The sequence below is a fragment of the Microbispora sp. H11081 genome, assembly GCF_012999535.1.
Lineage (GTDB): Bacteria > Actinomycetota > Actinomycetes > Streptosporangiales > Streptosporangiaceae > Microbispora.
On sequence record NZ_JABBWV010000009.1, the window covers coordinates 179,650 to 204,010 of the forward strand.

The 24,361-nt window shown below is 70.5% G+C and carries 22 protein-coding genes; 8 read left to right on the plus strand and 14 right to left on the minus strand.

Annotated elements, in window-relative coordinates:
* Positions 1–41: 41 nt before the first annotated feature.
* Complete coding sequence (locus HHX31_RS22725; protein ID WP_396711480.1) at positions 42–623, minus strand: HAD family hydrolase; 582 nt, start codon at positions 621–623, stop codon at positions 42–44.
* 239 nt (positions 624–862) lie between these two features.
* A complete protein-coding gene (locus HHX31_RS22730; RefSeq protein ID WP_169950349.1) occupies positions 863–1,684 on the minus strand; it encodes a helix-turn-helix domain-containing protein in 822 nt (273 codons plus the stop codon).
* Between the two features lie 134 nt (positions 1,685–1,818).
* Between HHX31_RS22730 and HHX31_RS22735 the strand changes: the two genes are divergently transcribed.
* The gene (locus tag HHX31_RS22735) at positions 1,819–2,544 is read left to right on the plus strand and encodes an alpha/beta fold hydrolase (RefSeq protein WP_169950350.1); all 726 of its coding nucleotides are present in this window, start codon (positions 1,819–1,821) and stop codon (positions 2,542–2,544) included.
* Positions 2,545–2,644: 100 nt separating this feature from the next.
* On the opposite strand, the gene HHX31_RS35245 is transcribed toward HHX31_RS22735, so the two are convergent.
* From HHX31_RS35245 to HHX31_RS22750, 3 genes are all read right to left on the minus strand, one after another.
* Positions 2,645–5,899, minus strand: coding sequence for a BTAD domain-containing putative transcriptional regulator (locus HHX31_RS35245; RefSeq protein WP_169950351.1), 3,255 nt, complete (start codon positions 5,897–5,899; stop codon positions 2,645–2,647).
* Between the two features lie 61 nt (positions 5,900–5,960).
* Positions 5,961–7,286: a sensor histidine kinase KdpD gene (locus HHX31_RS22745; protein WP_169950352.1), complete on the minus strand. Its 1,326-nt coding sequence runs from the start codon at positions 7,284–7,286 to the stop codon at positions 5,961–5,963.
* A gap of 27 nt (positions 7,287–7,313) precedes the next feature.
* Positions 7,314–7,997, minus strand: coding sequence for a response regulator transcription factor (locus HHX31_RS22750; protein ID WP_169950353.1), 684 nt, complete (start codon positions 7,995–7,997; stop codon positions 7,314–7,316).
* A 154-nt stretch (positions 7,998–8,151) separates the two neighbouring features.
* Between HHX31_RS22750 and HHX31_RS22755 the strand changes: the two genes are divergently transcribed.
* Entirely contained in the window at positions 8,152–8,766 is a 615-nt protein-coding gene (locus HHX31_RS22755) for a hypothetical protein (protein WP_169950354.1), read from the plus strand.
* A gap of 21 nt (positions 8,767–8,787) precedes the next feature.
* Here the strand turns inward: HHX31_RS22755 and HHX31_RS35255 are convergent, their stop codons facing one another.
* A complete protein-coding gene (locus HHX31_RS35255; RefSeq protein WP_169950355.1) occupies positions 8,788–9,504 on the minus strand; it encodes a DUF305 domain-containing protein in 717 nt (238 codons plus the stop codon).
* 359 nt (positions 9,505–9,863) lie between these two features.
* On the opposite strand from HHX31_RS35255, the gene HHX31_RS22765 reads away from it, so the two are divergent.
* The 3 genes from HHX31_RS22765 to mscL all read left to right on the plus strand — a co-directional run bounded on the left by HHX31_RS22765 (position 9,864) and on the right by mscL (position 13,020).
* Entirely contained in the window at positions 9,864–10,868 is a 1,005-nt protein-coding gene (locus tag HHX31_RS22765; RefSeq protein WP_169950356.1) for a LacI family DNA-binding transcriptional regulator, read from the plus strand.
* Positions 10,855–12,363: a serine/threonine-protein kinase gene (locus HHX31_RS22770; protein ID WP_169950357.1), complete on the plus strand. Its 1,509-nt coding sequence runs from the start codon at positions 10,855–10,857 to the stop codon at positions 12,361–12,363. Before HHX31_RS22765 ends, HHX31_RS22770 begins: the two co-directional genes overlap by 14 nt.
* A 228-nt stretch (positions 12,364–12,591) precedes the next feature.
* On the plus strand, positions 12,592–13,020 hold the full coding sequence (gene mscL / locus HHX31_RS22775; RefSeq protein WP_169950358.1) for a large conductance mechanosensitive channel protein MscL: 429 nt from the start codon (positions 12,592–12,594) through the stop codon (positions 13,018–13,020).
* A 17-nt stretch (positions 13,021–13,037) separates the two neighbouring features.
* On the opposite strand, the gene HHX31_RS22780 is transcribed toward mscL, so the two are convergent.
* Entirely contained in the window at positions 13,038–13,631 is a 594-nt protein-coding gene (locus HHX31_RS22780) for a hypothetical protein (RefSeq protein ID WP_169950359.1), read from the minus strand.
* Positions 13,628–13,957, minus strand: coding sequence for a hypothetical protein (locus HHX31_RS22785; protein WP_169950360.1), 330 nt, complete (start codon positions 13,955–13,957; stop codon positions 13,628–13,630). Before HHX31_RS22785 ends, HHX31_RS22780 begins: the two co-directional genes overlap by 4 nt.
* 310 nt (positions 13,958–14,267) lie before the next feature.
* On the opposite strand from HHX31_RS22785, the gene HHX31_RS22790 reads away from it, so the two are divergent.
* The 3 genes from HHX31_RS22790 to HHX31_RS22800 all read left to right on the plus strand — a co-directional run bounded on the left by HHX31_RS22790 (position 14,268) and on the right by HHX31_RS22800 (position 15,729).
* Positions 14,268–15,167 (plus strand): helix-turn-helix transcriptional regulator, encoded by a 900-nt coding sequence (locus HHX31_RS22790; protein ID WP_169950361.1) that lies wholly within the window; start codon positions 14,268–14,270, stop codon positions 15,165–15,167.
* 37 nt (positions 15,168–15,204) lie between these two features.
* The gene (locus HHX31_RS22795) at positions 15,205–15,402 is read left to right on the plus strand and encodes a DUF397 domain-containing protein (RefSeq protein WP_169950362.1); all 198 of its coding nucleotides are present in this window, start codon (positions 15,205–15,207) and stop codon (positions 15,400–15,402) included.
* 123 nt (positions 15,403–15,525) lie between these two features.
* Positions 15,526–15,729 (plus strand): DUF397 domain-containing protein, encoded by a 204-nt coding sequence (locus HHX31_RS22800; protein WP_169950363.1) that lies wholly within the window; start codon positions 15,526–15,528, stop codon positions 15,727–15,729.
* 73 nt (positions 15,730–15,802) lie between these two features.
* On the opposite strand, the gene HHX31_RS22805 is transcribed toward HHX31_RS22800, so the two are convergent.
* The 6 genes from HHX31_RS22805 to HHX31_RS22830 all read right to left on the minus strand — a co-directional run bounded on the left by HHX31_RS22805 (position 15,803) and on the right by HHX31_RS22830 (position 24,088).
* Complete coding sequence (locus tag HHX31_RS22805; RefSeq protein ID WP_169950364.1) at positions 15,803–17,779, minus strand: glycosyl hydrolase family 28-related protein; 1,977 nt, start codon at positions 17,777–17,779, stop codon at positions 15,803–15,805.
* Positions 17,776–19,344 carry a glycoside hydrolase family 13 protein gene (locus tag HHX31_RS22810; protein ID WP_169950365.1) on the minus strand — a complete coding sequence of 523 codons (1,569 nt, stop codon included), beginning with the start codon at positions 19,342–19,344 and terminating at the stop codon, positions 17,776–17,778. The genes HHX31_RS22805 and HHX31_RS22810 overlap by 4 nt, the downstream gene beginning before the upstream one ends.
* Positions 19,345–19,391: 47 nt before the next feature.
* Positions 19,392–20,369, minus strand: coding sequence for a carbohydrate ABC transporter permease (locus HHX31_RS22815; protein WP_169950366.1), 978 nt, complete (start codon positions 20,367–20,369; stop codon positions 19,392–19,394).
* A 13-nt stretch (positions 20,370–20,382) separates the two neighbouring features.
* Positions 20,383–21,327, minus strand: coding sequence for a carbohydrate ABC transporter permease (locus tag HHX31_RS22820; RefSeq protein ID WP_169950367.1), 945 nt, complete (start codon positions 21,325–21,327; stop codon positions 20,383–20,385).
* A 118-nt stretch (positions 21,328–21,445) separates the two neighbouring features.
* The gene (locus HHX31_RS22825) at positions 21,446–22,825 is read right to left on the minus strand and encodes an extracellular solute-binding protein (RefSeq protein ID WP_169950368.1); all 1,380 of its coding nucleotides are present in this window, start codon (positions 22,823–22,825) and stop codon (positions 21,446–21,448) included.
* Positions 22,826–23,071: 246 nt separating this feature from the next.
* Positions 23,072–24,088 carry a LacI family DNA-binding transcriptional regulator gene (locus HHX31_RS22830; protein ID WP_169950369.1) on the minus strand — a complete coding sequence of 339 codons (1,017 nt, stop codon included), beginning with the start codon at positions 24,086–24,088 and terminating at the stop codon, positions 23,072–23,074.
* Positions 24,089–24,361 lie beyond the last annotated feature (273 nt).

The window sequence follows — 24,361 nt, forward strand, 5'->3', positions numbered from 1 at the left end:
GTCGCCTCGTGGCGCCGCGGGGCGTGCGGCGGCAGTGCCGGTCAGGCGTTCGCGCGTGAGAGCCGGCCGGGGAGGTCGGTGAGCCGTTCGATGCGGAGCACCGCCTCGTCCGCCGCCGGCGGTGGCCCGCCGGTGACGAAGTCGATGCCGCGGTCCAGCCAGATGCCGGTGAGCCCGGCGAGGGTGGCCGCCTTCGCGTCGCTTTCCAGCATGTCGCCCACGTTGACCGCCCGTGCGGGGTCCGTCCGCATCCGCCGGCAGGCGCCGGCGAACGCGACGGGGTCGGGCTTGGCCTCGCCGAGCTCTGTCGGGGTCAGGACGGCTTCGAAGTATTCGAGGAGGCCGAAGCGGGCGAGCTTGGCGCGCTGCTGCTCGGGGTCCCCGTTCGTGAGTACGGCCAGACGCGGTGCCCGAGGAAGCCGCTTCAGGGCCTCCAGGCATGGCCGGACATCGGGATAGCTCCGCCAGGACTCCTCGAACGCCGTGAGGTAGCGCTCGGCGAACCAGGCGTCCAGGAGGCCGGGGCTCTCGGGAACCGGCTCGCCGAGCATCGGCAGGAAGGAACGGAGCCTGCGGCGGCGTTGCTCGGCGAAGGAGCACCGGCCATCCAGGTACTCCCGCATGTGCCGACCCTCCAGCGTCCACCAAAGCGCCACCAGTTCGCCGGGTGGAGCCGTCGCGTTCGGCGCGGCCTGGACGATCCGGCCGATCCCGAGGAGTACATCCGCGCGAGCGGGCTGCCCTTCGCCTTCCTGCGCAACGGCTGGATATCAGGAGAACTACATCGCGGCGGCCCGGCAGCCCGGGTCGACGCCGACATCGCCGGCGGCTGGCTCGGCGGACCTGTCCCACCTCAGCGGGGTCAGGTCCCAACGATGCACGCGAGGAGCGCCAGCTTGTCGGCGCTGTCGGTGCCGGGGTCCGGGTGGAGGAGGACGAGCGTCTGACCTGTCGCGCCGCTGACGCCCAGTCTCTCCCGGTTCAGCCACAGGCCACCGACCTGGGGATGGTCGATGCGCTTGGGTGTGCCTTCGCATGTGTTCACGTCGTGACGGGCCCAGAGCCTGCTGAAGAGAGGACTGGCGAGGGAGAGTTCGCCGACGAGTTCGATGACTCGGGGGTCGTCCGTGTCGGTGCCGACGGACTCGCGGAAGCCGGCGACCATGCCCTGCGCGGCGTCCTCCCAGTCGGGGTAGAGGGCCTGCTCGGCCGGGTCGAGGAACACGTCCCGCAGGCGGTTGCCTCCTGCCACCAGTCGGGGCGACAGAGCGGTCGCCAGCGCGTTGGCGGCCAGGACGTCGAAGTAGCGGCCCTCCACGTACGCGGGGAACGGAAGCGTGACGACGAGCTTGGCGACGCCGGGAGGGACGGTTTCCCTCCGGGGCCGCCGCCGTGGCCGCCGGGGTTTCCCCGCCCCCAGGCGTAGCAGGTAGGCCGTCGCGTCGTCGTCGAGGAGCAGCACGCGGGCGAGGGACTCGAGGACCTGCGCGGAGGGGTTGCGGTCGCGGCCCTGTTCCAGGCGCAGGTAGTAGTCGGCGCTGATGCCGGCGAGCATCGCGACCTCCTCCCGGCGCAGGCCCGGTACGCGCCGTATGCCCACGGAGGGGATGCCGGCCTGTTCAGGAGTGACGAGCTCCCGGCGGGCGCGTACGTAATCGCCCAGAAGGTTGGATTCGTCGCTCATGTCCTCACTGTAATTCGCGCACTTTCGTGCGTGCCTGGTCCTGTCACCCCCAGGATCGCGAGGGCTCTGGCTCCGCCAGCGGGTGAGCGGAAACCTCACTTCCGGGACGAACACGGCGAACAAGGAGCGACACCATGTCGACATTTCTGCTCGTACACGGGGCCTGGCACAGCGGGCAATGCTGGGAGCGGGTGGTCCCGTTGCTGGCATCGGCCGGGCATCGGGTGGTCGCTCCGTCGCTGACCGGCTACGGCGACAAGGCGCATCTGCTCGGCCCCGAGGTAGGCCTGGACACGCACGTCGACGACATCGTCAGGCTGATCACCGAGGAGGACCTCGCCGACGTGATCCTGGTGGGCCACAGCTACGCCGGGCTGGTCATCTCGTCCGCCGCCAACCGGATCCCGGATCGGATCGCCCATCTGGTCTATCTCGACGCGATGGTCCCGGAGGACGGCGAGAGCGCGCTCGATGTGCAACCCATGACCCAGGCCCTCCTCGACCGCGCCGCGGAGTCCGAGGCCGCCTGGCGGATCCCGCCGATGCCTGAGCTGCCGCCGCCCCTGGGCCTGTTCGGGGTCACCGACCCGGAGGACGTGGCGTGGTTGCGGACGATGTTGTCGGATCAGCCGGTGCTCTGCTTCCGGCAACCGGTCCGGCTGGACAACCCGGCCGTGCGTACGATCGCGCGAACGCACATCCACTGCGTCGCCGGCGTACCGGAGGGCATTGAGCGGCGGCCCGTCCCGGCGATGCAGCCGAACGGCAGCCCGTCACAGGTGTGGGAACTGGAGACGGGCCACGACTGCATGATCACCATGCCGGCCGAGCTCACCGAACTGCTGCTCAAGCTCGGCTGACCAGCCCGCGCGAGCCACGCGGGCCGCCTCCATGACCGCCGCTCGGTGATCGACCAGGGTGCCGTCCAGGTCGAAGAAGACCACATCCGTCATAGGAAGATCATCCCGTGGCGCGGTCGAGCAGGGCCAGGATCGGCTTCTCGAACAGGGCGGCCCCTGAGCCGCGCACGAGGGCGAGCGCGTCGCGCAGATGGTCGCGAGCGGCGTCGCTGTCGTCGCGGACGAGCGCCAGGCGGGCCAGGCACAGGTCGGCCACCGACCAGCCGAGCAGGCGGCCCCGGTGAGGGAGCAGTTGCGGCAGGAGCAGGTCGTGCAGCACCGGCGCCGCGGCCGTGTCGCGCAGCGCCAGGCACGCCTCGCTCAGCAGGTCGGGGACGAACCGGTAGGCGAGGTCGCCCCGCGAGCCGGCGAAGCCGTCACCGGCCAGCCCGGCGAGCTCCTCGGCCGCCTCCTCCCTCCTGCCGAGGTCGAGCAGGACGGCACAGCGCAGCACCAGCCATGCGGGCTGGCCGGGCCGCCCCGCCAGTGCCTCCTCCGCCACCGCCAGCGCCGCCGCCGCGTCGCCCCTCGCCCGCGCCGCCAGGCAGCGGAAGACGGCGGCGCGGCTCTCGGCGTGGTCACGGCCGAGCGCGCCCTCCGGGTGGAGCCGGACCGACTCCTCCGCCTCCGCCAGGGCGCGGCCGGTGTCACCGCGCAGATGGGCGTCGATCGCCGACAGCCAGGCGGCGAGGCTGAGCAGGGCGGGCTGCCTGATCCCTCGGGCGGTGTCCGACAGCCACGTAAGCAGCCGGGCCGCCCGCTCCAGCTCGCCCTGTTTGACCAGCTCGACGTGCTCGGCCTCCCGGGCCAGCCATTCCGCCACCAGGTCGCCCGTACGGCGGGCCACCTCGATCATCTCCTCGATGGCGGCCATCCGCCCGGCCTGGCCCTCGACGCCCCGCGAGAGGATCTCGTACGCGCTCAGCGCCCGCAGCAGCGGCACGTCGTCGCCCCGCGCGCGGGCCTCCCGTACGGCCTCGGCCGCCAGCGCGACGCTCTCCTCGACCGGGCGGGTGAACGACCCCGTGATGGCGAAGGCCGCCAGGAGCTGGGACCGCCACGGCGAGCCCTCCCCCTGGCTCCGCAGCGCCCGCTCGACGCGCCCGGTCAGCGCCCCGCCGGCGACCCATTCCTCGTACATGGCCCACGACAGCGGATCGGAGAACCCGAGCGCGGCGCGGGCAAGCCGGTCGTCGTCCCCCAGCGCGTCGGCCGTCTCCGCCGCCTCGTCGAGCGTGGCGTGGACCTGCGTGCTCATCCCCGCCGCCGACTGCGCCTCGGCGAGAGCGAGCAGCAGGTCGCAGCGCAACTCCTGGTCCGGCACGGGAAGCTGGGCGGTGAGGGCGACGGCGTGCCGCAGGTGCTCGACCGCGTCCTCGTAGGCGAACTGGGCCATGGCGTGGGCGGCCGCCTGCCGGGCGTACTCGATCGCCTTGGCCGCCATGCCGGAGATGACCAGGCCCTCGCGGTAGTGGTGCGCCAGTTCGGCCAGGTGCGTGCCGCGCCGTTCCAGCGCGGCCGCGATGCCGGCGTGCAGGCGGCGCCTGCGCAGCGGGGCGAGGCCTTCGCGCAGCACGTCGCGGACGATGTCGTGGGCGAACCGGTAGACGAGGTCGTGCTCGGTGAGCAGGCGCGCCCTGACGGCCGCGTCGAGCACGTCGAGCACCTCGTCACGCGGCACCTGCGCCACGTCCCGCACCACGTCGAGCAGCACGTCGAGCGGGGCGTCGCGGCCCAGCAGCGCCGCCGCCGACAACACTCCCGACGCTCCGGGCGGCATCGCCGCCATCCTGCCGCGCAGCACGTCGGCGACCGCGCCAGGGACCTCGCCGCCGTCCAGGTGGACGAGCTCGCCGAGGAAGAAGGGGTTCCCGCCGGTCCGGCCCGCCACCTCGGCCGCCCTCGTGACGTCCGCGCCCGCCCGCCGCAGATACTCGGCGATGGCGTCCTCGCCCAGGCCGTCCAGCGTGATCCGCTCGACGTGCGGGAGCCGTACGAGTGTGGCGAGCGTACGGGCCAGCGGGCCGCCGACCTCCGTGTCGCGGTACGTCGCGATCACGGTCAGCTCCTGGCACGCCCGCGTCGTGGCGAGGAACTCCAGCAGCCGCAGGGACGAGGCGTCGGCCCACTGGAGGTCGTCGAGGACGACGAGCACCCTGCCGTGCACGGCGGCGTGCTCCACGACGAGCCGGGCGAAGGCGTCGTACAACGCGAACTCCCCGGTCGCGCCGAGCATCTCGGCCAGCTCGCCATGCCGCCCGGTGAGCTGCCGTACGGCCTGGGCCCAGGGCCAGAACGGCGGCGCGCCCGTGCCGTCCCAGCAGCGGCCGAACACCGCCACGGGCGCGTGCGCCGCGGCGTCCTCCGCCAGGCTGGTCTTGCCGATGCCCGGCTCGCCCGCGACGAGCACGACGCGGGCGCCGTCCGCCGTGACGGCGCGGCGCAGCACGCCCGACTCCGCCGCCCTGCCGACGAGCGCGCTCTCCCGCTGTCCGGACCTCTCCGGGTCCGCGGCCGCCGGCGCGGGGTGGCGAGGAGTCGAGGGCGAGGGCGTCAGCGCGCGATCCTGCGCCAGGATCCGCCGCTCCAGCTCACGGGAACCGGGATCGGGATCCAGGCCCAGCTCGTCGACGAGCAGGCGGCGCCCCTCGGAGAGCAGGGCGAGCGCGTCCGCCTGGCGGCCTGCTTGATAGAGGGCATGCGCGCCGAGCCTGCGCAGCCGCTCGCGCAGCGGATGCGCCGCCACCAGCCTCGTCAGCTCGGGCACCAGCGCCCGGCCGAGCCCGAGCGCGAGCTCGGCCTCCGCCAGGTCCTCCGTGACGGAGAGCCGGAGCTCGGCCAGGTGGGCGATCTCGTCGCGCGCCCAGGGCTCCTCCTCGAACCCCGCGAGCGACTCGCCCCGCCACTCCGCCAGCGCCAGGCGGAGCGACCTCGCGGCCTCCGCGTGGTCGCCCGTCTCCAGCGACCGCCTGCCCGCCGCGACGGCGGCCCGGGCGCGGCCGAGGTCGATGCTCTCCTGCGGCCACTCGATGGCGTACCCGCCTGGCCGGCTCACCAGCACCGACGGCCTCGCCCTGCGCACGCGGCCGGGTTCGAGCACGCGCCGCAGCTTGGACACGTACGCCTGCACCGTGTTGACCGCACCCGGCGGGGGTTCGCTCTCCCAGAGCGCGTCCACGATCCTGGCCGTGCTCACGGGACGCGGCGCGGCCAGCACGCACAGCGCAAGCACCGCCCGCTGCTGGGACGGCCCGATCTCGAGCGGCGTCCCCTCGTCGTCGAGCACGACGACCGGGCCGAGCACGCGGAACTCCACCCTGATCTCCTCCGGTTGCGGTCACCGAAATGTATCGGCCGGACAATCCGCAATAAAGGGGTCAGTGGCGGGATCCCCGTGCGCGGGTACGGCGCAGCAGCCCGCGGCGCGGGCCCGCGGCCCTGCCATCGGTGCGGAGCCACACGTTGACGCCGGTCCCCCCGAGCGCCGAGGTCTCGACCCGCACCCCGCCGCCCGTCGACTCGGCCAGGCGCCTGGCGATGTCCAGGCCTAGCCCTGTGGACCCCGCCCCGCTGTTGCCCCGGCGCAGCGCCCGCTCCGGATCGGGGATCCCCGGGCCGGCGTCCGCGACGAGCACGCCCACCATGCCGCTTCCCCGGTGCAGGGTGACGCGGAAGGCCGTGCCCTGCGGCGTGTGGCGGAAGACGTTGCCGAGCAGCGCGTCGACCACCGCGCCCAGGTCGGCGGCGGCGACCGGCACCCGGCTCGGCTCGTCCGCGCCGACCAGTTGCCACGGCCTCGCCTGGTCCTCGGCCAGCGCCGACCAGAAGGCGAGCCGCTCCCGCAGCACGAGCGCGGCGTCGCAGCCGGCCGGCGCGGGCATGGACGGCCGGCGGGCCGCCTCGATGATCTCGTCCACGGCCTGTTCGAGCCGGTCGACGGCGAGCCTGCGCTGCTCGGCCTCGGGGCCCGCGCCGCCGATGTTCAGCCGCAGCGCGGTCAGCGGGGTGCGCAGCCGGTGCGACAGGTCGGCGGCGAGCTCACGCTCGGCCGCGAGCAGTCCCGCCACCTGGTCGGCCATCGTGTTGAAGGCGCGCCCGGCCGCCACCAGCTCAGGCGGGCCGTCCGGGACGATCCGCACCGTTAGGTCGCCCGCCCCGAGGGCCGCCGCCGCCTGCCCGAGCCGCCGCGCCGCCCTGACCACCCGGGCCCCGAGCCGGTCGGCCACCACCACCGACCCCACCACGAGGGTGACCGCGACGCCGGTCAGCACCGCCCAGGAGGCCGACACGCCCTTCCTCGCGTCCGCCTCCGGCGCGTACGCCTCGATGACGGCCCGCCGCCCGCCGCCCAGCGCGACGGGCCTGAGCAACACGTATCCCCTGCCGACCGGGACGGTCCTGGCGCTTTCCGCCGCGCTCGCGACGTCGGCGGGCGCGACCCTGGAACGGCCGACCGTCCGCCCGCCCGGCAGGTGGACCGCCAGCCGCGCGGCCCCCGCCGGGGTGCTGGCGAGCGCGCGCTCCAGCGCCGCCGCGTCGTCGGTCACCACGAGCGCGGGGACGATCGTGGCGGCCTGGCGCTCGGCGTCCGCGAGCGCCCGGCTCTCGGCGATCTCCTTGACCGCCACGGCCAGCGGGATGAGGAAGGCCAGCGCGACCATCGCCGTCACGGCCACCGCCACCAGGGCCAGGCTGCGTCTCACCGCGGCCTCCGCTCAGGACTCGGGGCCTCAGCCCTCGGCGGGAGGGCTGAGGCGGACGCCGACCCCCCGCACCGTGTGCAGATAACGAGGGCGGGACGCGCTCTCGCCGAGCTTGCGCCGCAGCCAGGACAGATGGACGTCGATCGTCTGGTCGTCCCCGTACGACTGCCGCCACACCTCGGTCAGCAGTTCCCTGCGCGAGATCACCCGGCCGGGCCGCGCCGCGAGGTAGGCCAGCAGGTCGAACTCCCTGCGGGTGAGGTCGAGCGGCACGCCGTCCAGGCGGGCCTCCCTGCGGTCGGCGTCGACGACCAGGCCGCCCACCCGCGCGACCGACGACGGCGTGCCCGGCCTGGCCCGGCGCAGCACGGCTTCGAGACGAGCGTTGAGATGGTCGCCGGAGAACGGCTTGACCAGGTAGTCGTCCGCGCCGCCGCGCAGCAGGCGCACGATCTCCGCCTCGTCGTCCCGCGCGGTGGCCACGATGACCGGCACGTCGGAGATCGCCCTGAGCATCTTCAGCGCCTCCGCGCCGTCGAGGTCGGGCAGGCCCAGGTCGAGGACGACCACGTCGGGAGCGGCGTGGGCGATCTCCCGCAGGGCGTCGAGCGCGCGGCCCGCGCTGCGGACCGCATGGCTGCGCCCTGTCAGGTCGCGGATGATCGCGGATCGGACGAACTCGTCGTCCTCAACCACCAGAACGGTCGCCATGGGGCAGAAACGTACACTCCCACTCCTTATGGCGTCCGGTAAGGCGATCCGAAACGTACAGATTCGCAGTGATTTAAGGCAGTCACAAATCCGTAATGGATGACCGAAAAGGGCCGAGCGCCATTAACTGGCGAGGGGATAGAGTGTGCGGCCCATGAGAAGGACCGCGGGTTACCTGATCGCCTGGTGCGGGGCCACCGCGCTCGCCGTAGGGGTGTCCTGGCTCGGCGTGCGCGACGTGCTGCGCAGCGCGATCCTGGACGAGGCCCCGCTCGCCCCGGTGGTGGCCGTCGCCGTGCCGCTCTCCGCCTCGCCGGCCGCCCCCGCTCCCTCGCCGCAGGACACCCCGGACGGCGCGCCGTCCGGGAAGCCGTCGGCACGGCCGTCCTCCCCCGCGTCCGGCCGCCCGTCCCCCTCCCGCGCCCCTGCCGCCGTCACGCCGGCCCGGACGCTGACCGCTCCCGCGCCGCGGCCGGCCCCCTCCACCCGGCCGCCCGGGCCGGCGGAGCCCTCGCCCGTCGCGCGGCCGCGCAGGACCTCCGGCGGGGAGAGCCTGCACACGTTCACGCTGCGGGGCGGCCGGGCGACCGTGTCGGTGACCTCCAGGGACTGCCGGGTGGTGACGGCGACCCCCAACGACGGCTACGAAGTCAGGGTGTGGGAGGCCGACCAGTGGCTGCGGATCGCGTTCCTCATGGACACCCACGAGTCGTCGGCGTTCTGCGTGTGGAACGCCCTGCCGCCCAGGCTCGACACGTACGAGAACTGACGGGCCCGAGCGGGGGAACGCTCAGTCGAGCAGGGTGCGGTACTTCTTCAGCTCCTCGACCTCGGCGCTCAGGGCCGTCGTGGTGGCGACGGCCAGCGCCCTGGCTCCCGCGAAGACGCCCTCGGCCTGCTCGGCCCGGGCGAGCTTGATCGCGCCGTTGTCGTGCTCGATCATCAGCGTCACGTACTTGCGGTCGAACCGCGGGCCGTCGAGCTTGGCGAGCGCCTCGATCTCGGCCCTCGTCAGCATGCCCGGCATCGCGTGGTCGCGCGGCAGCGGCTCCTCGCCCCACATGTCGAGCCAGTCCCTGAACGTACGCATGTCGGTGTCGCGGGCCGTTGCGACCTTCGCCGCGAACTCCCTGACCCACGGGTCGCCCGCCCGCGTCTCCGCGAGCCTGGCCATCTCCAGGGCCTGGAGGTGGTGCGGGACCATCTTCCTGGCGAACGTCACGTCGGCGGCGTTCCTGCCGTCTGACCCCTCCGCGGGGCCGGTCTCGTCCGGTGCGGCGGTGGGCGGGGTCTCCGGGGCGGCCTGCGAGGTGAGCGCCGCATCAGGAGTGGCAGCGGGTTCCGCGGCGCTTTCCGCGACGGCCGGGACCGCGGGAGACGGCGACCCGGCCCGGTTCGCGGGGTCCGGTGCGCCGCACCCGGCGAGCAGCACCGTCGCGAGCACGCCGCTCAGCGCGCCCGTCGCACGAGCCGTCACTGCGGTGAGCCGGTGGATAGTGGTCGTCACTGGAGGCCTTTCCGGTTCTGGCTCGGGGACGGCCGCGCCCATCTCTGAGGGCCGGGCGCGATCCGTCCGTCCATGATCCCTCTGCCGCAGGACCCTACCGCCGGGCGGTTCCGGTCGTCCCCAGCATGGCATTTCGGCATATTTACGATCATTATCGGACAAGCAGGTCTATACGTGTCAAAATTCCCGCTCACTTCCCTGAAGCACGCCCGTGCTCTAGCCTCCAACTGTGCTAAACGGGAGCGAAACTCTACGAAAGGTTTCACACCGAGGAAACCTCTGTTGACACGAGCGAAACAGTGATACTTTCGCTTGGGAGCGCTCCCAAGCCGTGTGAACCTTCGGGCCGAGGAGACCGGATGGCCGATCTTCCCACCCTCGCAGAGGTAGCCGCCGCAGCCGGCGTCTCCCCGGCAACAGCTTCCCGGGTCTTGACCGGCTCGGTACGCGTGACCACGTCGACTCGCCGACAAGTCCACGACGCGATGTCGCGTCTGGGCTATGTCAGGCGCCGCGCCCCCAGGGGGTCGGCGGGCAGGCGAGCCGAGCAGATCATCGCCGCGGTCGTCTGCGAGCACAGTCCACGCCTTTTTACCGAGCCGTTCTACGCCAGGCTCCTGTCCGCCTGCGAGGAGGTGCTGACGACGCACGGGGTCCCCATGGTCGTGATGACCGCGACCCCGGCGACCGCCTCCATCGCCGCGCCACCGCTGGTCGCGGGCTCCGTCGACGGAGTCCTATTGATCGGCGCACGCGCGCGGCACCCCCTCGCGGTCACGCTGGCAGCCTCTGGCGTCCCGGTGCGCTGTGCCGGGCGACCGCCGGACGGCATCGACCTCCCGTTCGTCGACATGGACAACCATGACGGCGGACGACAGGCGGCCGAGCACCTGCTGCTCAGCAACCGCAAGCACATCGCCACGATCGCCGGGCCGCCGACCCTGCCGGCCGCCCGCGACCGGCTGGAGGGCTTCCGGCAGACGCTTCGCGACGCCGGTGTGCTCGACATGCCCGTGGCGTACGGCGACTTCACGCACGCCTCGGGCGCGCACGCGATGCAGTGGCTGCTGCAACGGGCGCCGCACATCGACGCCGTGTTCGCGGCGTCGGACGTGATGGCGGCCGGGGCGATGCAGACGCTGCGCCGCGCCGGGCGGAAGGTGCCGGACGACGTGGCCGTCATCGGATACGACGACGCGCCCGTGGCCAGGCACACCTCGCCGGCGCTGACCACCGTACGACAGCCCGTCGAGGAAATGGCCACGCTCGCCGCACGACTGCTTCTCATGACACTCGGGGACGGCGACAATCCAAAGGGCAATCCGGTGCTGCCCACGGAACTGGTGGTTCGTGAATCGGCCTGAGCTTCAAGAAGGCGACGTCCTGACCCGTCGCTATCTGCTCCAGGAGCGGATAGCGACGGGGGGGATGTCGGTCATCTGGCGTGCCTTCGACCAGTCACTCCAGCGTTTGGTCGCCATCAAGGTGCTGGACGGCTCGCTCGACGACGACAGCCCAGGACGAGAACTCATGCGCCGGGAGGCCAGGGCCACCGCCCGGCTGATCCACCCGGACGCGATCGAGGTCTACGACTACGGCGAGACGGTCACGAACGGCGGCAGGCTGGCGTCCTTCGTGGTCATGCGCCTGCTGGAGGGCCGGTCGCTGGCCGACCGGATCATGGAGGGCCCGCTGCCCTGGGCCGAGGCGACGGAGATCGCCGCCGGGCTGGCGAAGGTGCTGGCGGCCGCGCACGACCGGGGCATCGTCCACCGGGACGTCACCCCGGAGAACGTGCTGCTCGCCGACGACGGGCCCAAACTGCTCGACTTCGGCATCGCCGCCTTCATCGGCGAGGCCGACGACCAGCTCGTCGCCGACTTCGGCACGCCGCCGTACGTCGCGCCGGAGCGGCTGAAGGGGACGACGGCCGACCCTGCCGTGGACGTCTACGCGCTCGGCGTGCTGCTGTTCGAGATGCTGACGGGGGCGCTGCCGTACCCCGAGAAGACCTGGGAGGCCATCGAGGCGGCACGACGGGAGGGACCGCCTCCGGTCCCCGAAGGAGTGCCCGGCCTGCCGCAGGAGGTCGCCGACCTGTGCCGGCGCTGCCTGTGCCCCGACCCCGTGGACCGGCCGAGCGCGCGGGCGGTCGCCGCCGCCCTGAGCGCGGTGAAGAAGCCGCCTGGCCCGCGCGGGAGCGGCTGGGGCGCCGCCGCCGTCGGAGCAGCCGCTCTGGGCGGCGTTCTCTGGTTCACCCAGACGGGTGGCCCCGAGATCTCGGCCGGAGCCGTCCAGCCCACCCCTTCAGGGGCGTACGCGCAGGCCACCGCCTCGCCGTTGCCGTCACCGCCGCCGCAGGTCGAGACCGTCGCCGGTCCCGTCAGCGCGCCCGCCGCCAAGCCACGGCACACGGTCGCGCCCGTCGCGGACCCGGTACGCACGACCGGGCCGGCCCGGCACCGCCCCTCCCCCACGGGCAGTGTCAAGGTCGTCAAGAAGGAGCGGACCTCGGAAGACACCGCCAGGCGGCCGAGGCACTCGGCCACCGGCAAATCCGAGGTCGCACCCCTGCCCCTGGCCACCACGGCCCCGCCCCTGGGGGTCGACGCCGCGGTCCGGCAGTTCAACCTGCTGGTGGACGGCGCGGAGGCCACCCACGACATCGACGACGACGTCGCCCTGGACCTCAAGCAGGTGCTGCGCAACTCCGTAGACAGCGGCCAGGGCCTGGCCGCCTTGCGGGAGAAGATCGAGGTTCGGCACCGCGAGGGACGGCTGCCCCTCGTGCTGAAGGGGCATCTGCTGGCCGCGCTCGACCGGGTCGAAGCCGCGTTGGCACAGGCTCGCAATACCTGAAGTGGGAGCGCTCCCAGAACAAGGAGCGGTCGAGTTTCGTCAGGACCGTAAGTCGGATGGCGTCCGATAAGCGTCCCCACGGGGACCGAAATAATCGCCCGCTCCGCGCGGGCTCCCGACGGCGCCCCGCTCTCCGGCATCCAGGCCGCGCCGACCGCAGCCCGGGAGGGCGGCTTCCCCGCGTACCCCCTTGCATAAGACCGGGCAAACCGGATACCTCGTTCTCCCATGAGCGGATTCAAGAAGTTCCTCATGCGAGGCAACCTGGTGGAGCTCGCCGTCGCCGTCGTCGTGGGCGCGACGTTCAGCGGGCTCATCCAGGCGCTCGTAGAGGACCTGATCACCCCCCTGATCGCGGCCGTCACCGGCGGCAAGCAGCCCGACTTCTCCAGCTATACGTTCACCGTCAACGGCGCGGTGTTCAAGTACGGCGACTTCGTCAACCACCTGCTGACGTTCATGATCATCGCGGCCGTCGTCTACTGGTTGGTCGTCCTGCCCATGACGCGGTTCCTGAGCCTCTTCGACCGGGACAAGGAGGCCACCGAGAAGAAGTGCCCCGAGTGCCTGTCGGACATCCCCGTCGACGCCCGGCGCTGCGCGTTCTGCACGGTCGAACTGTCCACCATGGCAGCCGCCGAGAAGCCCCCTGCCTGACCTCTCGCGAGGCCCCGTCAGGGCGTGAAACGCGTCCGCGTCCGCTCGCCCGCCTCCGCGGGCTCCTGGGGAACGGGACTGCCCGAGTACCGCAGCACGTCCACGATGACGAGAGACGTCCGGTGCGGGTCCCTGGTGATCCGCACCTCTCGGGCCAGCCAGCATGCGGCGGCGATCATGTCGCGGGCCTGTTCGAGGTCTCCCGGGCTGGTCCCCGCCCTGCACCACACCCACAGGCGCTCGCCGAACGGCTCCGGCCTCGTGCGGAGGATGACCGGCAGCTTCCCTCGCCGGTTGACGACCAACGCCTCGGCGCAGGCCTTCCGTACGCGGTGGGGGGTCACCACGCACCAGAACCGGCCGGCCACCTCCCGCCGGGCCCGCGGCGAGATCAGTACGAACAGGCAGGCCAGGGAGCCTGTGATGATCGTTACGGCCGGCCCCGCCGTACGCACCGTGACGACCACCACCGCCGGCCCTCCCACCAGCAGCACCGTCTCGTAGCGCCATCTCCACAGCACCACCAGCGGCCCCGGCCGGGCGACGGGAGAGGTCTCCCGTTCGATGAACCGCAGAACCAGATGCGTGTTCCGCCTGATCGGGTGCCTCATGCGCGGCCGCCTGACGGGCGCTCGGGCTTGCGGGAGGAGGGGGTTTCCAGCAGGTTCACCCGTCCGGTCCCCCGGCAGCGGCGGCAGGGCAGGCCGGTCGGGCACCGCCCCTTCGCCGAGCAGACGCGGCAGGGGGCCAGAGCGTCGAACCGGGGGTCGCGGTAGGTGTGGGCGTGCCAGGTGCGCCGGATCTCCCAGCGCTGAACCCAGGCGAACGCGTCGATCTCGGCGAACGCCTCCTCGCCTACCCTCCAGAGGAGGGCGACGATGCGCATCCGTAACCCCGTGAGGGAAGGAGCGCGCATGTTCTTGTTGTTAGAGTTCACGGGATCATCCCTTTGCCTTGCAAGCAGGTCGGATGGTCGTCTGCGCTGGGTCGATGTGCCACCATCGGCCCAGCAGCGCGTTTCAGAAGAAAAGGGCCGGAAGACTGGCCCCTGATTCGCATCGCCTCCCTCCGGGAACCGGCTGGTCCAGCCGCCACGTTGAGGCTTATGTCCTAGCTTTACCCGCAGTTGCCGTTGGCAACCTTCATTTGGCAATTGCCATTGACGTTTTCCTGCGGCAACTGCCAGCGGGATGCTACGCTGCACCTTTCGGGCCCACCACAGAACGCGTACGCAGAAGGTGACCGCTATGGCCGGGACGAACCTGACGCTCCGGCGGCGCCAACTGGCGAGCCGTCTTCGAGAGCTGCGACGCGCGACCGGCATGACCGTCGATCAGGTGGCGCAGGAACTCCTCTGCAGCCCCGCGAAAATCAGCCGCATGGAGACCGGCCAGCGCGGCGTGAGTCAGCGTGACGTCCGGGATCTGTGCCGGATCTACGCTGTCTCGGACGAGAGAGTCGTCACTCAGCTGATGACACTCGCTCGAGAATCCCGCCAGCCGGGCCTGAGGCAGGAGTGGGGGGACCTCGGCAACGACGCCATCTACGTCTATATGGACCTGGAGGCGGCGGCGGTGTCCATCACCGAGTTGCAGACCGCCTATATCCCCGGCCTGTTCCAGACGGAGGAGTACGCACGAGCGCTCATCCACGGGCTGCTTCCACGGATCGACCAGGAGCTTCTGGAGCGGCGGGTCGAAGCGCGAATGAAGCGCCAACTGCTTCTCACCCAGAAGGAACCGCCCCGCTACTGGACTTTCATAGACGAGGCCGCCCTGCTCCGGCAGGTCGGTGACGCCACGGTCATGGCGGACCAGCTGGACCATGTGCTCAGGCTCGCGCAGGCGCCTCACGTAACCGTGCAAGTCGTTCCGTTCAAAGCAGGCGCCTACATGTCCGCGGACGGCCCGTTTGTGATGTTCAGGATGAAGGATCCGACCGTATCCGAAGTCGTCTACGTCGAGATGCTCAACCGGGTGGAATACCTGGAGAAGCCAGCGGAGCTGGAAATCTACCGGGAGGCCGTCGAGATCATCCGTGCGGCCGCCCTGCCTCCGAACGAGTCCATCCAACGGATCGCGAAGGCTAAATCAGACTTTAGTGCTGCGCTGCCCCGCAGTGACCATCTGTCTCCGGGAGAACAATAGCGTAGAGACAGAGGATCACATGGAGCTCCGGCCAGACATGCCGATAACAGAATCGCAATGGCGCATCTCCACGAGATGCAACGGCGGCAACTGCGTACAGGTGGCCATCGTTGACGGAATGGTCGCCATACGCGACTCGAAAAACCCAGCACAGGGCACGCAGTTCTACTCTCGTGAGGAGTGGCGTCGCTTTGTGGCGTCCGTGAAGGAAGGTTCGTACGATCTGCCACAGTAACCTGGAGGATTGCCAACACAGCGCGTGACCACGGCAAACAGGACAGCTTTCCAAAAAGCGGATGGATTACAATGCTTCCGGGTGATATCTCACTCTACGAGTGGACGGCTTCCGGGAGAGTGCATGGCACGCCGACCTTCGTTCGACGGTGTCGAGTGGCACCAGGCATGCAACAACGGCAACTGCGTGGAGGTCACCCTCCAGGACGGATGGGTCGGCGTCCGCGATGGGAAGCAGGGCGATGACGGTCCTGTGCTGACATTCACCGCCGAGGAATGGCAGGCGTTCGTCCAGGAAGTGAAAGCGGGCCGCTTCGACGTCCCCTGACGCTCGTATGGGATGGCCTTGAGGGCTTCCCCGGATGAATGGCCGGGGAAGCCCTCTCAGCGGGTGAAGGGGCTCACCAGCGGGACGGTGGGGGTGGGGGGACGACCGGGGGGCGGTCGTCGCAGGTGATGGTGTTCGGCAGCATCCAGGGGGCGAGCCAGCCGCCGTCGTTGCCGCCGAGGTCGGTCAGGGAGAACTCCGATCCGGTGGGCGGGAAGTTGAAGGCGCCGCAGTTGTTGGCCCCGACCGCGCCGACGTTGCGGGCGTCCACGTTCTGGAAGGACGCCGAGCCCTTCACACGGGCGCTGACCACGGAGGTGCCCGTGCCGTCGACCCGGATGTCCTTGAACCTGACCTTCGGGATGGCGTACAGGTCCTTCACCGACCACTCGCTGACCAGCATGATCGCGTTGTACGTGCTGTCGAGGTAGTGGTCGCCGCTGACCTCGATGTCGGCGTCGATGTCCTTCTCCAGCGCGTAGAACCAGATGGCTCCCAGGCCGATGTTCCAGTTCAGCTCGTAGGTGCCGGCGCGTACGGTGGTGTTGCCGGTGATGCGGAGCTTCCCGGCGAACGGCTCCGCGCCGAACCGGGAGCCGACCTGGATGGCGCTGCCCTCCCTGATCGGGTCGGCGATCAGGTTGTTAGCGATCGTGTTGTCCGTGCCGCCGTAGATCGCGATGCCGTTGGCCAGCACGGGCGTCTGCACGGTGTTGCGCTCGATCCTGTTGCGCGCGTCGGCGGTCCTGTCGGACCACAGGGCGAGGGCGTCGTCACCCGTGTTGCGGAAGAAGTTGCCCGACACGACGGAGTCGGTCACGCCGGTGTGGAAGTTGAGCCCGTCCGCGATCTGGTCGACGATCACGTTGTTGGTGATCTTGAGGCCTCGCATCGGGCCGTCGAACCACATGCCGACCTTGGTGTGGCGGATGTGGAGCCCGTCGATGGTCGAGTCGCTCATCGCGCCGCCGACGCCGTTGACCTGGTCGGTGTCGACGCGGTCCCGTACGTCTCCCTCGATGGCGAAGCCGGACAGGTGGACGTTCCTGCTGCCGCCGGCCGCGGCGTCCTTGCCGTAGAACCCGACGCCGGTGTGCACCGAGCCGTCCGGGGCCGGGGTGTCCAGGCCGACCTGACGACCCTTGATGATCGTGTACCAGCTTCCGGCGCCGTTGATCGTCACGTCGTCCACGACGATGTGCCGGTTCACCTGATAGGTGCCCGGCGGGATGTAGACCTTCAGTCGGGCGCGCTTGGCAAAGGCGATCGCCTTGTCGATCGCCCCCGCCGAGTCGCGCCTGCCGGTGGGGTCGGCGCCGAAGGCCAGCACGTTCGCCGCGACGACCTCCACCCGCGGCGGGCCGACGAGGTGCGAGTCGAGCAGGTCGACGACGGTCCACGCGGCGTTGCTCCCGGCCGGTGCGGTCAGCCGTACGGTGTCGCCCGCCCGGTACGTACGGCCGAGCAGGAGGCGTTGCTCGTCGTAGAAGTGGTTCGGGCGGAACGGCTTGGCGATCTCCGGGGCCGGTGTGGTGGCGTCAGGCACGCAGGAGCACTCGGTGATCCACCAGTCGGGGTGCAGCAGGCCGGCGTCCGGGTCGTTGGAGAACGGATACTGGTTGTAGAGCCAGGCGTACTGCGATGTCAGGGTCATCGTGGCCCGCTTGCGGCCGCCGACCGAGACGTCGAGCGGCGCTGTGATGCCGCCGCCCCTGGGCGCGTCGGGGATGCTGTAGCGCACGGTGATCGCGTTGGCCGCCTTCGGCAGCGTGAACTCGACGTACTGGCCTGGGGCGAGCTTCACCGCCCTGCGGCCCGACGCCTCCGCCGGCAGCGTGTACGCGTCGCGGCCGGGGCCGATGACCGTCCCGTTCGTGGCGGCGTTCTCCGCCTCCTGCTCGGCGAAGTCGACCTCGGCTCCGCGGCCGGCCACGAGGGCCGGGTCGAGGGCGGCCCGGGTCACGAAGGGCGCCTTCGCCGAGGCTGACACCGGAGCCTGTAACGCCACGAGCCCGGTGAGGGCGACGGCCGCCGCCAGCAGGATCCTCATCTCGCCTCCATGATCCAGACCGCGGTGTCGGACGGGAGCAGGTCTCCGTCGAGAGGGCCGCTGGCCAGCGCGACCGATCCCCTGACCGGGAACGGCACGGGCTCCGTGCCGAGGTTCACCACGCACACGAGACCTGAGTCGCGCCGGAACGCGATCACGTCGTCCGTGGTCGGCAGCCAGGTCATCGTGCCGTCGCCGAGCAGTTCGCGCCGCAGGCGCAGGGCGGAGCGGTACAGGCACAGCATCGAGCCGGGATCGGCCCGCTGGGCCTCCACGGTGAGGTCGCGCCAAGCTACCGGCTGGGGCAGCCAGGGCTCGCCCGTGCCGTAGCCGAACGGCGGCTCCTCCCCCGACCACGGCAGCGGCACCCGGCAGCCGTCGCGGCCGCGTACGGTGTGGCCGGAGCGCTCCCACATCGGGTCGTCGATGAGCTCCTCGGGGATGTCCTCGACCTCGTTGAGGCCGAGCTCCTCCCCCTGGTAGACGTAGACGCTCCCGGGCAGGGCCATCGCCAGCAGCGCCGCCGCCCGCGCCCGGCGCCGGCCGAGCTCCAGGTCGGACGGCATGCCGTCCCGGCGCTCGGCGTTGTCCCAGGACGTGACGGCCCTGCCGTACCGCGTGACGGGACGGGCGACGTCGTGGTTGGACAACACCCAGGTCGCGGGTGCCCCGATCGGCACGTGCGTGGCGAGGGTCAGGTCGATGCTGCCGCGCAGCGCGGCCGGCTCCCACGCGCTCGACAGGAAGTCGAAGTTGAACGCGGTGTGGAGTTCGTCGGGGCGCAGGTAGTTCGCGAACCGCTCCTGGTCGGGCAGCCACACCTCGCCGATGAGGATCCGCCCGCCGTACGAGTCGGACAGCCGCCGCCACTCGCGGTAGATCTCGTGGACGCCGTCGTGGTCGGTGTACGACTCCTCCACGCTGTCGAGGTCCTTGACCAGGACGGCCGCCGAGTCGATGCGGACGCCGTCCACACCTCGGTCGAACCAGAACCGCAGCACGTCCAGGAACTCCTGGCGTACGGCCGGGTTGTTCCAGTTGAAGTCGGGCTGTTCCGGCGCGAACAGGTGGAGGTACCACTCGCCGTCCGGCACCTGTGTCCATGCCGGGCCGCCGAAGATCGACCGCCAGCCGTTGGGCGGGCCGTCGCCGACGCCGGGGCGGAACCAGAACCGCTCCCGGGCCTCCGAACCGGGACCGGCCGCCAGGGCTTCCTGGAACCAGGCGTTCTGGTCGGACGCGTGGTTGGGGACGACGTCGATGATCGTACGGATGCCCAGCTCGTGGGCCTCCTGGATCAGCTTCTCCGCCTCGGCGAGGGTGCCGAAGACCGGCTCGATGCCGCGGTAGTCGGCGACGTCGTAGCCGCCGTCGGCCATGGGCGAGGGATACCACGGGTTCAGCCAGACGGCGTCGACGCCGAGGTCGGCCAGGTACGGCAGGCGCGACCGCAGCCCCGCCAGGTCACCCGTCCCGTCGCCGTTCCCGTCGGCGAAGCTGCGCAGGTAGACCTGGTAGATCGCGGCCCCGCGCCACCAATCGGGGGTCGAGGTGTTGCCGGGCATGCTGGATACAACTCCTTACGGGTGACTGCGGCAGGGGTGGGTCGTTGTCAGCCCTTGAGACCGCCGCCGGTGAGACCGGCCATGATGTGCCGCTGGAACAGGAAGAAGACGACGATGGTGGGGATGCTCGCGATCACCAGGGAGGCGACCAGCACGTTCTGCGGCATCTGCGAGGAGAGCGAGGCGATGCCGATGCTCACCGACATCTTGTCGCTGTCCGGCAGCACCAGGAGGGGCCAGACGAAGTCGCGCCAGACGTTGACGACGGTGAGGATCGAGACCACCCCGAGGATGGGCCGGGAGATCGGTATCACCACCGACCACAGGATGCGGCCGGGCGACGCCCCGTCGATCTCGGCGGCTTCGAGCAGTTCCCGGGGGATCGAGTCGAAGAAGCGCTTGAGCAGGAAGACGTTGAAGCCGTTGGCGGCGGCCGGCAGCCAGATCGCCCAGGGCGTGTTGAGCAGGTTCCACCCGAAGATCGGCAGTTCCTTCGCCGTCAGGTACGCCGGGAGCATGATGACCATGGGCGGGATCATCAGCGTCGACAGCATCAGCGCCAGCACGACCTTGCCGAGCACCGGGCGGAGTTTCGACAGGGCGTACGCCGCGGAGACGTCCACCGCGAGCGTCAGCAGCCAGGCGCCGCCGGCGTAGAGGGCCGTGTTGCCGAGCAGCGTGCCCAGGCCGAGCAGATCCCACGCCTCCAGGTATCCGTCGAGTGAGAAGTGCAACGGCAGGAAGGACGGCGGGATCGAGTTGAGCTCCTCGGTGGACTTCATCGCACCGGTGACCATCCAGTAGAGCGGGAAGACGAACGCGGCGGTGAAGCTCACCACCACGATCGCCAGCACGATCCAGTAGACGGTCCGGCCGCGGGCCGTGTTGAGCTGGTGCGGTGAGACGGCGGTGCGGAACTGCGTCTGGAACGGCTTGCGCGGCCGCCGCGGCCCGCGGCGTTCGTTCCCCGCGGGGGCGGCGGGCGTCCCCGCCGGGCGGTCGGGCATCACGGTGACGTCGGTCATGGCCGGGCTCCCCTCACACCGTGTTGTCGCGCGAGACGCGCAGGTAGATCGCGGAGAACACCATGAGGACGATCATGAGCATCAGGCCGAGCGCGTTGCCCGCGTTGAGATTGCCGAAGTTGAAGGCGTACTGGTACATGAGGTAGACGACGCTGATCGTGGCGTTCTCCGGGCCGCCGCCGGTGAGCAGGTAGGGCTCGATGAAGACCTGCATGGTCGCCACGATCTGCAGGAGCAGCATCACCAGCAGGATCAGCCTGGTCTGCGGGATGGTGACGTGCCAGATGCGCCGGAACAGCCCGGCGCCGTCGAGCTCGGCGGCCTCGTACAGCTCGCTCGGGATGGTCTGCAGGGCGGCCAGGTAGATGAGCGTGCCGCTGCCCATGTTCATCCAGGTGGAGACGATGACCAGCGAGATCAGCGCGGTGCTCGTCGAGTTGAGCCACTGGAGGCCCGGCAGGTGGACCAGGCCGAGCGCCTGGTTGAACAGCCCGTAGTCGGGGTTGTAGAACCACTGGAACAGCAGGACGCTCACCGCGGGCGGCAGCATGACCGGCAGGTAGACCACGAAACGCAGGTACGCCCTCGCGTGCCGCAGTTCGTTCAGCACGATCGCGGTGACGAACGGGATCCCGTAGCCGCACACCAGGGCGAGCAGGGTGAACACCGCGGTGTTGACCCAGGCGGGCCAGAAGGCGGGGTCGTTGACGACGGTGCGGAAGTTGTCCAGCCCCACCCACTGGGGCGGGTCGACGAAGTTCGTCTTCTGGAAGCTGAGGATGACCTCGCGGACCATCGGATACCAGGAGAAGAACGCGAAACAGATCAGAGCGCCGCACAGGAAGCCGTAGGCGGTCACATTGCGCCGTACGGCGCGCCGCAGTCTCGTCGGCTGCCGCCCTCTGCTCGTCGGCTGGCGCCCTCTGCCGCTCGCTACCGGGATGCCGGCTGTGGTCATCGTTGTGGATCCGATCTCGACGTGATTGCCCTGCACTCGACTCGCCCTGCGCGATCCGCCGGGGCGCCGGCCGCGCGCGGGTCACGGCCGCGGACGGCGCCCCGGTTTATCACGGCGGTCAGCCCTTCGAGGCCAGCAGCGAGTTGACCTTCGACTCGGCGTCGGCCAGGAGTTGGTCGATGTTCGCGTCCTTACGGGTCAGCACGGCCGACATCGGAGTGTCGAGGATCTTGTAGATCTCCTGGGCGTACGGCCCGGGCTCGGCCTTCGGCGGGATGCCCTTGGAGCCCTCGACCCAGCCGGCGAACTGGGCGGCGTCGATGTTCGCGTTCTGCTGCCGCAGGTCGGTCACGGCCTGGCCGGACGGCGTGTCCGCGCCGTACAGGTCGGGGTACGGCTGACCGACCGTCAGGTTCGCGCCCTTGGCCCGCACGTAGTCGAACTGGCCCTTACCGGGGGTGAGAAACTTGTACTCGATCCACTTGAGGCCGGCCTTGATCTGCTCCGGGGTGGCCTTCGGGTTGATCATGTAACCGGCGCCGCCGTTGAACAGGGCCTTGGCCTCGGGCTGGGCGGTGATGGCATAGTTCTCGAACTTGCCGCCGAAGTCGTTGCGCAGCGAGATGAGCACGTCGGGCGCGCCCAGCATCATGCCCATCTTGCCGCCGGCCATGGCCTTCATCAGGGCCGGCCAGTCGATGTAGAGCTGGGAGCCCATGCTGTTGTCGGCCCACCGCATCTGGTGGAGGTTCTCCAGCACGGCCTTGCCCTCGGGGGTGTTGAAGGCGGCCTTCGTGCCGTCGTCGGTGATGACCGATCCGCCCCGGCCGTAGATGGAGGCGGTGAAGTGCCAGCCGCCGACGTTGTTGCCGCTGTACTCGCCGTACCCGACGTAGCCGGGACCGAGCCCCGCGATCTTCTTCGCGGCGGCCTGTACGTCGGCCCAGGTCTTGGGCGGGTTGTTCGGATCGAGGCCGGCCTTGGTGAAGACGGCCTTGTTGTAGACGAGGCCCATGCCGTAGCCGTCGGTCGGCAGGCCGTAGATCTTGCCGTCCTTCTTGAACAGGTCGATCGAGCTGTTGTAGTCCTGGAACGTCTTGATCTCGTTGACGTACGGCGTGATGTCGGCGGCCTGCCCGCTCTCGATGAGGCGGCCCACGTTGGGGAAGTTGACGTAGAAGACCGTCTCCAGTTCGCCGCTGGCCAGCTTGGGCTCGAAGGTGCGCGGGTCGTAGCAGGGGAAGGCGTCGGTGACCTTCGAGATCTTGATGGTGGGGTTCAGCTGCTGGAAGGCCGCCAGGTCCTCTTCGAACGTCGCGCGCTCCGCCTTGTTCGTCTTCGGCGGCTCGCAGTTGACCGAGATCGACACCGGCCCTGCGGCGCCGGGCGCCGCACTGGCCTTGGCGCCGCTGCCGCCGCCGTCATCGGCGCCGCAGGCCGCGGCCGCCGCGATGGCAAGTCCCGAGACCAGCAGTATCGAGAGCTTGTGGGATTTCATCCTCGTTCCCTTCTGGAACCGCGCACCACGACCCGTCGAAGCACCCGGCTCGGGGCCGACTGGAGCGCCCCGATCCGCTCGGTTGCGAGAAACATACAGAGCCATGCATGGCTCAGCAATAGTCCGCCATTAACTCTGCAAAAAAGTGACAGTGATCGTGGACGGGACTCAGGACGGCATGACGAGACGGCCGGACAGCACGGCCGGGGCGGCCGGAAGGAAGGGAACGGCCCGCGCGAGGCCGCCTCAGGAGCGGGGGGCGGCGACCGGGGCGGTGGAGGCGCGCACGACCAGTTCCGGCTCGAAGAGCAGTTCGTCGCCCGTGACCACGGCCGCGTCGATCTGGGCCACCAGCAGTTCGACGGCCGCCCTGCCCATCGCGTCGATCGGCTGGCGGACCGTGGTCAGCGGCGGGTCCACGCAGTTCATCAGCGCGGAGTCGTCGTAGCCGATGACGGAGACGTCCCCGGGCACCGACAGTCCCGCCCGGCGCGCCGCCCTGATGGCGCCGAGCGCGAGCACGTCGCTGGCGCAGATGATGCCGGTCACGCCTCCCGCGATCATCCGGGCGGCGGCGGCATGCCCGCCTTCCAGCGAGAACATCGTGTGCTCGACGTGGTCGGGTTCGAGTTCCAGGCCGTTGGCGGCGGCGTACGCGCGGAAGGCGGCGAGCTTGCGCCGGGACGGCACGTGGTCGGGCGGGCCGAGCAGCATCGCGACGTGCCGGTGCCCGAGCGCCATGAGGTGGGCGAGCGCGATCTCCGCCGCGGTCACGTCGTCGCACGAGACCTGCGGGAACCCGAGATGCTCGACCGCCGCGTTGACGAGCACGGTCGGCAGCTTGCGTTCGAGCACCCTGCGGTAGTGGCTGTGGGAGGCGTCCGCCTGCGCGTACAGGCCGCCGGCGAAGACCATCCCTGACACGTGCTGCTGGAGGAGCAGGTCCACGTAGTCGGACTCGGAGACGCCGCCCACGGTGCGGGTGCACAGCACGGACGTGAACCCCTGCTGGGCCAGCGCACCCCCCACGACCTCGGCGAACGCCGGGAAGATCGGGTTCTGCAGCTCGGGAAGGACCAGGCCGACGAGCCGGCCGCGATCGCCGCGCAACTGCGTGGGCCGTTCGTACCCCAGCACGTCGAGCGCGGTGAGCACCGCCTCCCTGGTGGCCTCGGAGACGCCCGGCTTGCCGTTGAGCACGCGGCTTACGGTCGCCTCGCTCACGCCCACCTTCTTGGCCACTTCCGCAAGCCGTCGTGTCATGAGCGCAACTATACGACAGACAGCGCAAACATTTTCATCCGCTTGCGCACACTGCCAGTGGTCACCGTCCGCAAGGGAGCTCGCTCCCCGCCTGAGCCCTCCGAGAAGCACCAACCGCCCACGGTCACACCTCCGCACCTCGCCGTACGTCGTTACATGCTGAACATCTTGCGACTTTTAGTCGAAATATTGCAGAGGATTATCCGCCGAATTATCGTGAGGCCACTCACCTTCTTCGGAGGTGTGGCGGTTTCAGCGTCCACGCCGCATCTC